Below are 13,183 nucleotides of genomic sequence, written 5' to 3'. Positions count from 1 at the left end.
ATTTACCCCAAAAAAGCATCTTCAGGTAAGAAGATGCTTTTTTACTTTTAGAGAATAATAGCATTCATGTTGGTTAATTTCTCCTCCGAACTCCCTGTATTTAGAAATAAACTGCAAGTTGCAAGCATTTGCTCTCCAATTTTTTCAAATGGCTTATCCACAATCTTTTCTGTATACTTCATAATTCCAATAGCAGTGATAAAAATGAGAAAGGCCTGTGTCACTGGAGTAATTGCAACTTTCTGACCACATTTTTCATATCCTTTGACAAAAGAAACGATCAATTCTTTATTTAAACCAAAGTCCTGGTAAAAAAGCTTAATGAAGTCTTGATAATTTACTCCCATGCGCGCTCGTTCAAAGTCAATTAAACTAAGATGACCGGCAACGATTTTATAATTGCGCAAGCCGACATCTCCGTGTAAAACAGTATTTGCATGAACTGTTAAATCTTTTTCAATACCTGCTCTTTCGGCTGTAAACTGTGCTAGCAATTTCAGCAGCTTGTTTTTGATTTCGGGCTTATTTAAGTTATCAATGTCGCGTTTTGCCTTATTGAATAGTTGATTATTTTGGTATATGCCAGAAAATGGTTTGACTTTTTGATGGAAGTGAGACAATTCTATGCCCATGTTAAATACCATATCAGGATTGATTTCTTCTTTAATATCAGAAGGCGCCAAATCTTTCATGACCAAAACAAATTGTTGCGTCTGTTTGACAACAAAAGAGTCTAATACACGAGTATTTAGTTGCTCGTTAACAGCTTTTTCAGTTAAAAATTTTCCTGCTTGTGCAAAGACTTTGACAAAAATTTTTTGCTCAAATTTTGCACTATCACCAACAAAAGTGCTGTTTTGTGACTCGTGTGTGATCTTTGTTAAGTCTGCTTGCAATTTTTCTTGTAAAAATTTTTCTATAGTCATTAGCCTAATTCTTTCATTTCACAGATGCGGGCAATGCCACAGCGACTTAGCACAAAAGTAGTTTACCGGTTTTTTGCTAATCAAGGTAGCAGTATGAAAACGCACCATAAATTATGTTTTTCTTAGTATTAATCATTTTAATTCTCGCCTTCATATAGGAATAATTCATCAACTGTTACCCCTAATATCTGCACCAACTGAAAAGCGAGTCCTAAAGATGGATCATACTTATCATTTTCAATGGCGCTGATTGTTTGCCGAGTAACATGAGCAGTTTCGGCTAATTGAGCCTGTGAGTACCTTTGCTTTTACGCAATTGAGCAATTCTATTTTTCACTAGTTCACTCTCCTGTCAAACTTATTTGACTATTTTAGTAAAACAACTTTTACATTTTTCGTCAATCATCAATTAGAATTTAGTTAAAATCCCAACTTCGTAAAAGTAATAATAATTTAGGTTTAAGTTTACTCATTTTTTTGCAAACAGCCCGCCTTTTTTAATACAATATAGATTAAGTAATTTGAAAGGACAGATAAGATGAAAAAAGCAGAATGTACGACTATTCTTGTCGGCAAAAATGCCACCATTGACGGTTCAGCTATGATTGCCAGAAGTGAAGATGGTGGCCGTGAAATAATTCCTGAAGGGTTTGAACTTATTACCCCTGAAAAGCAACCTAAGCACTATGAAAGTGTCATTAGTCACCAAAAGATTGATGATGCAGATTTAGCAGAAAAGCCTTTGCGTTATACCAGTGCACCTGATGTTTCTGGCGAAAGCGGCATCTGGGGTGCAGCCGGAATTAACTCAGAAAACGTAGCAATGACTGCTACTGAAACTATTACCACTAACGCACGTATTCAAGGGATTGATCCACTGGTTACTGAGGGTGGACTTGGTGAAGAAGACTTTGTTACTTTAACATTGCCTTATATCCACAGTGCCCTTGATGGCGTTAAACGGATTGGTTATTTGCTGGAAAAATACGGTACTTACGAAATGAATGGTATGGCTTTTGCCGACCACGATGAGGTTTGGTACCTGGAAACTATTGGTGGCCACCACTGGATTGCACGCCGTATTCCTGATGACGCCTACGTTGTTGCTCCTAACCGTTTGAATATCGACGAATTCCACTTTGGTAAAGATGGCTTCTTAGCTGATGACACCTTAGAAGACTTGATTAAGGAATACCACTTAAATCCTGACCGCGATGGTTACAACATGCGGCATATCTTTGGTAGCTCAACTATTAAAGATGCTCATTACAACAATCCACGTGCCTGGTTTGTTCACAATTACTTTGATCCAGAATTCGGTGGCAAACCAAGTGATCAAGACCAACCTTTTATTTGTCATGCTAACCGTAAGATTAGTATTGAGGATATTTGTTTTATCGAGAGTTCTCACTATCAAGATACGCCATTTGATCCTTATGGCGATCAAGGTACCCCTGAACAAAAGAAGACTTTCCGTCCAATTGCCCTTAATCGCAACTTCGAAACTCATATCCTGCAAGTTAGAAATGACGTGCCTGAAGAAATTGCTGGCGTGCAATGGCTTTGCTTTGGTCCAAATACTTTTAACAGCTTTGTCCCATTCTACACGAATGTCAACAACACACCAGCCAGTTTCCAGACTGGTCCAAAGTTCGATTTGAATAAAATTTTCTGGTTAAACAAATTAACAGCACAATTGGGTGACACTAACTTTAAGGTCTACGGTGAACTAGAAAATGACTTTGAGCAAAAATCATTGGCACAATGTCACTTCATTCAACATGAAACTGATAAAAAAGCAGCTGGTCTTTCAGGTAAAGAAGCTGAAGATTTATTAACTGAGGCCAACCAAAAGATGGCTGATCAAGTTTACAACAACACTATTGAACTGCTGGGTAACATGGTCAATGAAGGTCATAATCTAGCAACACTTAAGTTTGATTTATTAGACTAAAATTGTGAAATACAAAAAACGGTAGAGTATCAGCTCTGCCGTTTTTGTTTGTTAACGATTTTCTCAAAGATCTGTCCCATTCGATTCAATGATTTGCTTGTAATAGTTAAAACTAAATTTTTTGATTCTTTTTAAAGTGCCACTACCGTCATTGTTTCTATCAACGTAAACGAAGCCATAGCGTTTTTTCATTTCTCCTGTACCAGCTGAAACAATGTCAATAGGCCCCCACCATAAGTAACCAATTACATTGCAACCATCTTGAATTGCTTTAGCAATTTGCTCTATATGCATCTTAAGATAGTCACATCGTTCTTTATCATAAATGCAGCCTTTTTTATCTGGATGTTCATCCATACCTAGACCATTTTCTACAATAAAAAGGGGTAATTCGTAACGGTCGGTTAATATGTTTAAAACATAACGTAACCCTTCGGGATCAATCGGCCAGTTCCAAGGTTGTGGTGCTTTCACCTTTAAAAAGGAATTTTCAATACCAATCGGCCCTCCAGTATCTACTTTCATTTTTTTATCTACATCAAAGACACTACTTTTATAATAGCTAAATCCGATATAGTCACATGTAAAATTCTGAATTAGTTCTAAATCCCCTTGCTCAATTTCTGGAGCTAAATTACTTTCTTTCCAATAACGAATAATATACATAGGATAATGTCCCCGGCACATTACATCACTAAAGAAAAATGATTTTCTGGTAAAAAGATAAGCACCAAAAACATTTTTGGGATTTGGGGTATTAGGATATAGTGCAAGCTGAGAAAAGCTACACATTAGTCCCATCTTTGCTTTGCTGTCAATCTTTCTTAATATCTGAATAGCTCGTGCATTTGCCACAAACATGTTATGACTAGCCTGAAAACAATCTTTTAAACTTATATCAGATAGAGGATCATCTAGATTTCTAGGTGGTATCGGTAATATACCACCCGCTACATAAGGATATTTCATCAAATTGTTAATTTCATTAAAAGTCATCCAATAGTGAACTTTGCCTTTATATCGCTGAAAAACAGTTTGACAATACTTAATAAAAAAATCGATCATTTTACGGTTAGTCCAACCGCCGTATTTAGCTACCAAATTAAATGGAGTTTCATAATGACTCAACGTTATTATTGGTTCCATTCCTTTACTAATAATGGTATCAATAAGCTGATCATAAAACTCTAATCCTTTGTCATTTGGTTTATCCTCATCACCCTTTGGATAAATTCTAGACCAAGCAATACTTGTTCGAAAAGCTTTCAAGCCAAGCTCATGCATTAGCTCTAAATCTTCGTCAAAATGATGGTAAAAATCGATCGCTTCATGAGTCAAATAAGTTTTTGTAGGATCTAGATTAAGTTCCCATATTTTCTTATTTTGATTCCATTTGATACTTGGTTTTCGGGAGTGAAGACCAACGACTGTATCAATTACACTTGGTAGCTTGCCGTCTTCAAGCCAGGCACCTTCTATCTGATTAGCGGCAACTGCTCCACCCCATAAAAAATTTTCTGGAAAAACTTTACTATTCATGATGCTCCTCAAACTATAAATATTTAGTCAACTTGTTGTTTTGCTATCTTTTCTGATACTTTCAAAAATGGCAGATATAATATAACGTGAACTGCTACTATGATAATTTGCACTAAAACTACTTTCCAATCTCCTCCACTGGCTAAAAAGCCATTAATGAATGGAGGAATAGTCCATGGGACTAATACTGTTAGTGGCTTAATAAAACCTATAGCTGTCATTGCGTAACCTATTGTTGTTCCAATAATTGGCCCCAACACAAAGGGAATCATCAAAGAAACATTAAATACTACTGGAAGTCCGAATACAATTGGTTCATTAATATTAAAGATTGCAGGAGCAAGAGCTAATTTTGATACCTGTTTAAACGGCTTATATTTTGTAAATAATAAAATAGCGATTAAAAGACCAAGTGTAGCACCCGTACCTCCCATTTGACCAAAAACAAGTCTAAATGAATAATTAATTATATTAGGAGCTTGACGACCAGCTGCTGCTGCAGTCATATTCTCATTCATAGCAACCATAAGAGGAGCTTTCATAATTGAACTTGTAATGGTTGAAGGGTGAATACCAATTGAAAACACAAAATTCGCAAGCGCAAATAAAAATGTAAAACCAATAAAGCTATTACCAACTTTAGTTAAAGGTTTTTGAATAGCCATTGTAATAAAATCAATTACACTTGTATTCCATAAATCAACTAAGAGAGTTGATACTAAACAGATAATTAAAATGGTTATGAAAATTGGTATCATTAATTCAAAACTAGTAGCAACAGCAGGAGGAATTCCTTGCCCTAAATTAATTTTTAAAGCCTTTAATTTTGACAATTTAATAAAAATTTCTGTCGCCACAAAGCCAATAATAATGCCAGCAAACATACCGTTAGTACCAATTTTGTCAAAAGTTACTACTCCAATAACTTCTGTCACTTTATCGGTGCCTTTTATCGTAGCCTGATTAATTATTGGCATAATTGCAAATAAACTACCAATTGTAACTATTACGGCAGACATTGGGGAATCAAATTTTCTAGCCTTTGCTAAATAATATGAAATCATCGGCGCAACGAGCATTGCTGAAATATTTAATGTTGCATTACTAATTAAAGTTCCAAATACTTGCAATTTTGCTAACAAATCGCCATTCGTTAAAGCTGGAAAAATTACACTATTTAATAATGTACCAATACCAGCTAAGATAAACATTGGCATAATAACTTGGAAAGCATCCCTTAAAATCTTAAGGTAAGTAATATTAGCAATTTTAGCTGCCACAGCAGTAAATCTGTCAGTTAATGTCGCTTTGTTTTCGTTCATTCTATTTTTCCTTTCTAAAAAAATTGTTTTGACAAAAAATAATTAAGCACTTAATCTAAATTTAGTTTATTAAAATAAAGCGCTACCAAAAACAAAATAATTAGTTTCTTTTGTGCAAACTTTTGCTACAACATAATTAAGTAAGGAAAACAAAAATGAGTTACATGCCGATGAACTATAAGGTTAAGCAATTATATTCGACTAATATTATTTCAAATAAAAGTAATAATTTTTCACAATCAAGTCGGTGGCATAATTCTTTCGAACTATTACTTTGCTATTCAGGCAATGCAACAGTTAAAATTGGTTCTAAAAATCATAATTTGACAAAAAATAGAATACTTTTTATAAATAGTCTTAAAAGTCATTCAATAAAATCAAAAGTGCCATTTCAACTATTACGACTAACCATTGAAAAAGAGTGTTTGTGTGAATATAAAGATATTTTTAGCACTTATGAATTTGACACAAAACTATCTGATAAAAATTATATTTCCTTAGTAAAATTAAGAAATTATATGGAAGAATTAAATATTATTCAAGAACGAAATCAAGGGCTAGAGCTAAGTTTTAGGATAAAAGCTTGTATTAATGACATTATTTTTTTACTGTTGACCGAATTTAAAGTAGGAGATTTTGATACACAGATGATCAATACCTCTCAAAAATACGAAGAAATTTTATCAAAAATAATGATTTATATAGAAGAAAATTATCATTATCCAATAACATTAGCGGAAACTGCCAAATTATTTTCATACTCTAGCACATACTTCTCTAAATTTTTTAAAAAGCATTCAGGTATTTCTTTTTCAGAGTACTTAACTAAAGTGCGTTTAAAACATGCATACTTTGACTTAACAATGACAGACTTATCAATCAATAAAATTGCCTTTAAAAATGGTTTTTCAAATTCTAGGTCTTTTAGTTCCTATTTTAAAAAACAATACGGTTACAATCCAAAAAAGTACAGGCTAGAAATCCACTGAGTAAAAATATGTTCCATAATAAAAACCTGAAATTAAAAAAATTAATTTCAGGTTTCGCTATTTTTGTAAAATTACTAAAATGAATTATTCTCTCAATAACCGTTTTGCCAAAGCAAAGTCACCAACAGTCGCAGAACCATTATTACTAATTTCCGGCATAGTGATGTATTGCTCCAATGGCGGCACGTGGACATAATTATTCAATAATGTCGCAAAATCACGCCGCACTTTTTCTAGAAACTTTTCACTAGTAACACCGCCGCCAAAAACAATTTTGTCAGGTCGTAAAATTAAGGTGACTTGCAAGGCAGCCTGAGCTACGTAGTAACTCATAATATCCCAAACAGGATCTGAAAGCGGCACATCTTTACCGGCTTTATTAAGGCGAGCTTCAAAAGTAGGACCTGAAACTAAACCTTCCAGGCAATCTTTATGAAAAGGACAAATTCCTGCAAAATCCAAGTCATCTGGATGACGTTTAACTTTTACGTGACCCATTTCAGGGTGGCCTAAAGAGCCTACCAACTTACCATTAATAATAGCTCCGCCACCTACTCCAGTACCAATTGTATAGTAAACAAGAGAGTCAACATCTTCATTTGATAACTGTGACATCACGTATTCCCCAAAAGCCGAACCATTAACATCAGTAGTAAAGAAAACTGGGACTTTAATTGTTTTAGTCAAAAATCCGACAAAGTCAGTATTGTTCCATCCCTTTTTGGGTGTATCAGTGATAAAGCCATAATTAGGTGCTGTTTTCCGCACCTCAATCGGTCCAAAAGATGCAATTCCAATGGCATCAACGGCAAATTGCTTAAAGTAATCCACTGTTTTCTGTAAAGTTTCTTCTGGTGTCGTGGTGGGAAAAGTTGTTTGATCTTTAATTTGATAATTTTCATTGCCGACTGCACAAACAAACTTGGTACCGCCAGCTTCTATTGAACCTAATAGCATTTATAACTCCTTAATTGACCTTTCATTTTAGTTACTTTTTTATTATAACTCTCAATCAGAATAAAAAATTTTTTTCTCAAATAAAAAGTACGTCTTCCTGCAAGCCATACAAACAATTATTTAATAAAAAAGCCCGAAGCAATCATACTTCAGGCTTTATATTTTACTTAAACTATATTATTTATCTTATCTATAATAAGTCTTTGAACAATTTTCAATCAGTAGTAGCTGTATTACCACATAATTCTATACTTGATCTATTCCTTTAATTAATCAGGATACTTTCCAATTAATAGCACTGGTATTTCTCCCATAGTCCCATACTTAACGAATTCTTTTAGTTCTTTGATAGATGTCAGTGCGATTTTCTTTTCGTGTCCTGTCAATTCATTAGCTAATGTTTCAGCTTTAGCTAATAGTTCTGCAGTTGGCTTATTATTATCTCTAGCTGTCATAACATCCAGCTCTGCCTGCACCAAAGGTTTCAGCTTTTCATCTTCTGTATTTTTGTTATATATACCAGTTAGATATGTAGTAGAACCCTTATATTTACCATCTTTTGAAACTAAATCCACAAACATGCCATTATGAATTGGCGTAACTTTTTTAACTTTAAAAAGTGTATTGTTCTTTACAATCTTTTTAATGACTTTAGTACTATAGGGTTTACCAGTAGACTTATATAAGGCTCCCTTTGTGGCATCAGTTAGTTTAAAAACATAACCGGCCTTAGCAAACTTTTTGGACAAAGTCTTTTTAGAATAGTGAAAGAGTTTTTCTGCGCTTGTAACAGTTTTTGCTCCAACATTGTTTACAGAAAAAACTGCTCCGACAGGAAGGCTTAGCAAAGCCGCAGCTATGACAGTTTTAGAAAATTTATGAAAGTCCTTTTTCATTTTTATACCTCATTATTTCATCTTTTAGTAATAATAATGTAATTATATTACGTTCTTATTACAAAAGAAACAATAAAGTACTTTTTATAATTTTAAAATATAAACAAAAAGTGTCCGGGAAAAAACTAACTCCCAGATAACAAAAGACGATCAATTTAACTCTTAATTTGATCGTCTTTTTCTGTCTTTTTTTATTCTTGAATAAAAAAGAATAGTCCTTAGGCCAGCTTCTGTGCCAATATTTGCTTAAATTCATCATCATGAAGGCTATTCCAACATCGGTTTCTACCTTCTTTTTCCCTCTTAAATGGGTTCGGCGCATGCCAAAGACGTTCTTCAAATGCCCGAAAACGGGCTCGACATCATACTTTCTCATGCTATAGTTGTGTCTGCCTTCGGGACTTTGGAGAACTGCTTTGGCTTTTTCTTTTAAGTACTGCCAGTTAGGATTATAGCGTACTTGGCGTTGATATCCGCTTTTGGTTTTTGCCAATTGCTCTAGTTCCGGCGTTAGTTGTACTTCATCTGCTTCATAGACCTTAAAATCACGTACTTGACCAGTCGAGCGCTCCTGGCGCTGGCTATAATATTTGAAGTTGAATTTAACGCCATTTTGATTAAGGTAGTAATCGTCTTTTTCATTGTAGAACCAGTTAATCAGCTTAGTCGGATCATTCTTATATTTCCGAGTTTGTTCCTTTTCGTACATAGTATAGGGAATGTAGTACTTTTTATTTGAATACTTGTCTTCTAGCAGTGAGTAGTTATATTCACTGCCATAACCAGCATCGGCGACAATCTTGTCAAACTTATCCAGTGTCGTCATTTGTTTTAAAAATGGTTCTAGGGTCTTAAAGTCAGTTGGATTAGGATACAAAGCAAAGTCAACTACATATTGATTCGTAGTCGCTGCTTGAATATTGTAGCCTGGCTTGAGCTGCCCATTCTTCATATGATCTTCTTTCATATGCATGAAAGTCGTGTCATGGTCTGTCTTAGAATAACTATTGCGCCCGGCAAAGATTTTTTCTGCTTCTTCATATTTCTTCATTCTAGGAACATAATCTTTTTTTAGCTGATGAAGCAGCTTCTTAAGACCACGTCTTCTGGCTTTTTTAGGAGAACCACCAGGAATGACTTTAGGCTCTTGCGCAATTTCCTCAGTCAGTTTTTCAATCTCAGCTTCGGTTTCACGCGCTAGTTCGGTCAAACCTTGGCTGGTCTGCACTTGCTCTTGCGCCATTGCTTTAACGACTTCTTTGGTAATCAGTTCGTCATAAAGCTCAACCGCTTGACCTTTTAACTTTTCATGAAACTTCTCGACTGCCTTGCGCCAAACAAAAGTATAGCGATTAGCATCAGCTGCAATTTTTGTGCCATCAATGAAGAGCGCCCCTTCATTGATCAGGCCTTCTGCCTCTAAAAGATTAGTAAAGTAAAGGAAGCTTTTCTTAACCAATTCGTTAGCGTGGTCGCTTGATCTAAAGTTATTGATCGTATGATATGAAATCTGCTGGTGCTCAGCTAATACCATCAGCGGCAGATTTTCTGCTAGCAGCAGCTCAATCTTTCTGCCTGAAAACACTCTGCGAGAATAAGCAAAGAGCAAAATCTTCAGCATCATAGCCGGGTGATAAGCAGGCCGCCCAGTTTTGGCAGTATCACCCAGCAAAACTTCTTCTGGGATCGAGTCAACGAACCAACCAATCACGGTCGCTAAGTGATTATTAGGAATAGTAAAGTCTAAATTAAGTGTTAAAGCAGTTTGGCCTGTGATATAATCTTTGTACATGTTAGTTTCCACCTTTTTGTATTTATTTTGTGGTGATTTAATCATATCAAGGCAGAAACTAAAAGTATAGCAAAAGAGCCATAATAATGATAACTTGTTATTGATAAACTCTTTTAATGAGTTTGATATGAACTTGTATCAAATAAGAAAGACTATGATAAGAAAAGAGTCAACAGAATGATTTATGATTTTTCTATGTATTTGAGTGATCTAGATGATCAACGTCTTTTCCAAGTATTAAAAAAAAGTAATCAACTTGATTTGATTTGGAAAGAAATTTCTTTAATTAGACAAATTGAAATAAACGAAAAAAAGAAAATATTCAAGACCTTGTGACAATTGCAAGTAAAGCCATGAAGTTTACTAATTTAAAAAACCAAGAGTCACTGAGCAAAAAATGGGCTAACTATATTTTGTTTCAAGAAACTGATGCTATATTTGTTTATTTATTTTCTCAGACAAAGTGTTTTCTAAAAAATAATTTAATTATTATAAATGAAGAAAAATTAAATGATATTAAGAGAGGAAATACGATAATTTTTAGTCCACATTGGGGAGATTTTTATTCTATACCAATAATATTGGCGAGTTTAAAAATTCAAAATGTTCCATTAGCTAATGGTGATGAAGGGGAGCATATGCGGTCCATTTTAGATGTAATGTTATCGAGCTTAAAAAAGTACATAACAGAAGTTTTAGACACATCTAACCCAGTTAATGCTCTTTTTAAGTTGGATAATTTATTAAAAAATTCAAAAAATATACTTGAATTTCCAGAATATACATTAGGTCCTAAACCCAAGTATCGTACTAAGTATTTAGATAATTTCTTTCCCGTAGCGTACGGATTAGCAGCCTTAGCTAAACGAAATAATTCAAATATACAACCAGTTACTTTTACAAGAATAGATGATTTTCCTCATTATGAATTAAGATTTTATTCCAAGATAAATATAAAAGATATGACAGTAGGACAGATTAATAATAATATTCACAGACTGATAAACAGTATAATAGTTAAGACTCCTGAAAAGTGGTGGTATTGGTATTTGTTTTCCAAAAATAGAATATCAATCAATTAAGTATTATATATTAATTTAATATACAACGGTGATAAAAATGAAAATAAAAAACATAATTAGATGGTTACCTAATTGGCTCGTATTTTCAATAATAATAACAACAATTATTTCATCATTTGATGGAGTAGTTTTGGCACAGGTACTTTCTTCTATAGCAAATTTTAATCATAACTCAACATTTTTAGAAGTAATGTTTTATGCTGTCAAAAGCTTTTCAGCAATGGCTATTGTGTATTTTTCAATGACTTTAAGAAAAATGTTAATAAATTTAGCAATAAAAAAGCTTAATGTAAAGCTCAAAAGTAATTTTATTTATGGGCAAATTAATACTTCAACTTTTAGTAGTGATACTGCGGATAATGTCTCAAAAATATTTAATGATTTTAAATTGGTTGAAACAGATTACTTTAGTCTGATGTTTGAAGTATTTGCGTCTTTGTTAATGGCATTAATCTCTGGAATTTATATTTTAAGTTTAAGCATACCTATTGGAATTTTGTTTATTTTATTTTCTTTATTACCTATGATAACTCCAAAGATTTTTGGTAAAAAATTAACTGCCACTTCTTCAAAGTGGCAGGAAGATAGTAGTAGATTTTTAAGTAAGGTAACTGATTTATTTAATGGAGCCAATACTATCAAAACTTATTTAGCTGAAAAGTATATGTACAATGATACAGATAAGTATTTAAATGAATCCGAAAATTCTTATTTACTTATGAATAACTGGCAAGCTGTTACTTTTTTTGTCGCTTCAATTCTTTCAGTTGTTAGTTATATTTTACCTATTGGTATTGGCTTGCTTTTAGTTATTCAAAGAAAGATATCTTCTGCAGCTTTGATTGGTATTTTTATGGCTAGTGACAGAGTCGTAGGTCCATTAGGAACAGTTTCAGAGTATCTTAGTAAGATAAAAACTACTCAAGAAATTCGAAAATCTTATAGTGAACATATGATTGAATTTAAAGCTCCTAAAAAAATATCGAAAGATATTAAGCCAAAAATTTGTTTTGAAAATGTTTATTTTACGTACTCAAATGGTAAACAGATTATCAATAATTTGAATTTAAATATTACTTTTGGAGAAAAAATTTTGATTACAGGAGCTTCTGGTGTTGGTAAATCGACAATACTTAATTTGATTCAGGGTTCTATTAAACCAAGTAGCGGAAAAATTTATTTGAGGGAAAAGAATAGTAAAATAAACAATATTCTCGAATCTGGTAGGATTGCTTATATAAGACAAAATCCCAACTTATTTAATGATACTTTGCGTTTTAATCTAACTTTAGGCGAGGATTTCTCAACTAAAGATTGTTTATTTGTTCTTGAAAAAGTAGGATTGATTAATGAACTAGGTAACGATGCTTTAAATAGATATTATGGTGAAAGTGGGAAAAACTTATCTGGTGGACAACGGCAGCGAATCGAAATTGCTAGAGCTCTTCTTTTTAATAAAAAAATTATTTTAATTGATGAAGCAACTTCTAGTTTAGATCCAAAAATGTCGGACAAAATAAATAAAATTATTCAAAATTTAGATTGTACAGTGATTGAGGTTGCTCATTATTATGACGATATTGAATTTAAACATGCACATTTTACACACTATGTACTTGAAAATAAAACTTTAAGATTAAAGGCTCTATAATTTATCCTGTTGATGACTTATCCATGTGGTAAGCTGTTAATAGGTTTTTTATTGCATAAAAAAGGAGGACATCTT

At 33.3% G+C, this 13,183-nt stretch carries 11 protein-coding genes; 4 read left to right on the top strand and 7 right to left on the bottom strand.

The window, feature by feature from the left end; genetic code table 11:
* Nucleotides 1–47: 47 nt before the first annotated feature.
* Nucleotides 48–926: a phosphotransferase gene (locus H3R29_RS04840; protein ID WP_198202758.1), complete on the bottom strand. Its 879-nt coding sequence runs from the start codon at nt 924–926 to the stop codon at nt 48–50.
* 137 nt (nt 927–1,063) lie between these two features.
* Nucleotides 1,064–1,177, bottom strand: a complete 114-nt coding sequence (locus tag H3R29_RS09150; RefSeq protein WP_370567387.1) for a helix-turn-helix transcriptional regulator — start codon at nt 1,175–1,177, stop codon at nt 1,064–1,066.
* A gap of 287 nt (nt 1,178–1,464) precedes the next feature.
* Here H3R29_RS09150 and H3R29_RS04830 point away from each other — a divergent pair, with 287 nt between their 5' ends.
* Complete coding sequence (locus tag H3R29_RS04830) at nt 1,465–2,880, top strand: C69 family dipeptidase (protein ID WP_198202759.1); 1,416 nt, start codon at nt 1,465–1,467, stop codon at nt 2,878–2,880.
* A 63-nt stretch (nt 2,881–2,943) separates the two neighbouring features.
* Here the strand turns inward: H3R29_RS04830 and H3R29_RS04825 are convergent, their stop codons facing one another.
* Both H3R29_RS04825 and H3R29_RS04820 read right to left on the bottom strand, forming a co-directional pair.
* Nucleotides 2,944–4,419 carry a glycoside hydrolase family 1 protein gene (locus H3R29_RS04825; protein ID WP_198202760.1) on the bottom strand — a complete coding sequence of 492 codons (1,476 nt, stop codon included), beginning with the start codon at nt 4,417–4,419 and terminating at the stop codon, nt 2,944–2,946.
* Nucleotides 4,420–4,442: 23 nt separating this feature from the next.
* Nucleotides 4,443–5,741 carry a PTS sugar transporter subunit IIC gene (locus tag H3R29_RS04820; protein ID WP_198202761.1) on the bottom strand — a complete coding sequence of 433 codons (1,299 nt, stop codon included), beginning with the start codon at nt 5,739–5,741 and terminating at the stop codon, nt 4,443–4,445.
* A 170-nt stretch (nt 5,742–5,911) separates the two neighbouring features.
* Between H3R29_RS04820 and H3R29_RS04815 the strand changes: the two genes are divergently transcribed.
* The gene (locus tag H3R29_RS04815) at nt 5,912–6,730 is read left to right on the top strand and encodes an AraC family transcriptional regulator (RefSeq protein WP_167334248.1); all 819 of its coding nucleotides are present in this window, start codon (nt 5,912–5,914) and stop codon (nt 6,728–6,730) included.
* Nucleotides 6,731–6,814: 84 nt separating this feature from the next.
* On the opposite strand, the gene scrK is transcribed toward H3R29_RS04815, so the two are convergent.
* The 3 genes from scrK to H3R29_RS04800 form a co-directional block, all read right to left on the bottom strand.
* Nucleotides 6,815–7,687 carry a fructokinase ScrK gene (gene scrK, locus H3R29_RS04810; RefSeq protein ID WP_198202762.1) on the bottom strand — a complete coding sequence of 291 codons (873 nt, stop codon included), beginning with the start codon at nt 7,685–7,687 and terminating at the stop codon, nt 6,815–6,817.
* A gap of 269 nt (nt 7,688–7,956) precedes the next feature.
* Nucleotides 7,957–8,583, bottom strand: a complete 627-nt coding sequence (locus H3R29_RS04805) for a hypothetical protein (RefSeq protein ID WP_122037924.1) — start codon at nt 8,581–8,583, stop codon at nt 7,957–7,959.
* 58 nt (nt 8,584–8,641) lie between these two features.
* Nucleotides 8,642–10,375, bottom strand: coding sequence for an IS1182 family transposase (locus H3R29_RS04800; protein WP_198202763.1), 1,734 nt, complete (start codon nt 10,373–10,375; stop codon nt 8,642–8,644).
* Nucleotides 10,376–10,707: 332 nt separating this feature from the next.
* On the opposite strand from H3R29_RS04800, the gene H3R29_RS04795 reads away from it, so the two are divergent.
* Nucleotides 10,708–11,457: a hypothetical protein gene (locus H3R29_RS04795; protein ID WP_156962768.1), complete on the top strand. Its 750-nt coding sequence runs from the start codon at nt 10,708–10,710 to the stop codon at nt 11,455–11,457.
* A 37-nt stretch (nt 11,458–11,494) separates the two neighbouring features.
* Nucleotides 11,495–13,108, top strand: a complete 1,614-nt coding sequence (locus H3R29_RS04790; protein WP_109586373.1) for an ABC transporter ATP-binding protein — start codon at nt 11,495–11,497, stop codon at nt 13,106–13,108.
* Nucleotides 13,109–13,183 lie beyond the last annotated feature (75 nt).

It is taken from the genome of Lactobacillus sp. M0393, from assembly GCF_016102025.1.
Lineage (GTDB): Bacteria > Bacillota > Bacilli > Lactobacillales > Lactobacillaceae > Lactobacillus > Lactobacillus melliventris.
Note: the sequence above shows the minus strand (reverse complement) of the source record. Positions and strands in the feature narration are given on the sequence as shown.

Coding starts and splice junctions, on each gene's coding strand:
- H3R29_RS04840 (WP_198202758.1), bottom strand. CDS start 926: ATGACTATAGAAAAATTTTTACAAGAAAAATTGCAAGCAGACTTAACA.
- H3R29_RS04830 (WP_198202759.1), top strand. CDS start 1,465: ATGAAAAAAGCAGAATGTACGACTATTCTTGTCGGCAAAAATGCCACC.
- H3R29_RS04825 (WP_198202760.1), bottom strand. CDS start 4,419: ATGAATAGTAAAGTTTTTCCAGAAAATTTTTTATGGGGTGGAGCAGTT.
- H3R29_RS04820 (WP_198202761.1), bottom strand. CDS start 5,741: ATGAACGAAAACAAAGCGACATTAACTGACAGATTTACTGCTGTGGCA.
- H3R29_RS04815 (WP_167334248.1), top strand. CDS start 5,912: ATGAACTATAAGGTTAAGCAATTATATTCGACTAATATTATTTCAAAT.
- scrK (WP_198202762.1), bottom strand. CDS start 7,687: ATGCTATTAGGTTCAATAGAAGCTGGCGGTACCAAGTTTGTTTGTGCA.
- H3R29_RS04805 (WP_122037924.1), bottom strand. CDS start 8,583: ATGAAAAAGGACTTTCATAAATTTTCTAAAACTGTCATAGCTGCGGCT.
- H3R29_RS04800 (WP_198202763.1), bottom strand. CDS start 10,375: ATGTACAAAGATTATATCACAGGCCAAACTGCTTTAACACTTAATTTA.
- H3R29_RS04790 (WP_109586373.1), top strand. CDS start 11,495: ATGAAAATAAAAAACATAATTAGATGGTTACCTAATTGGCTCGTATTT.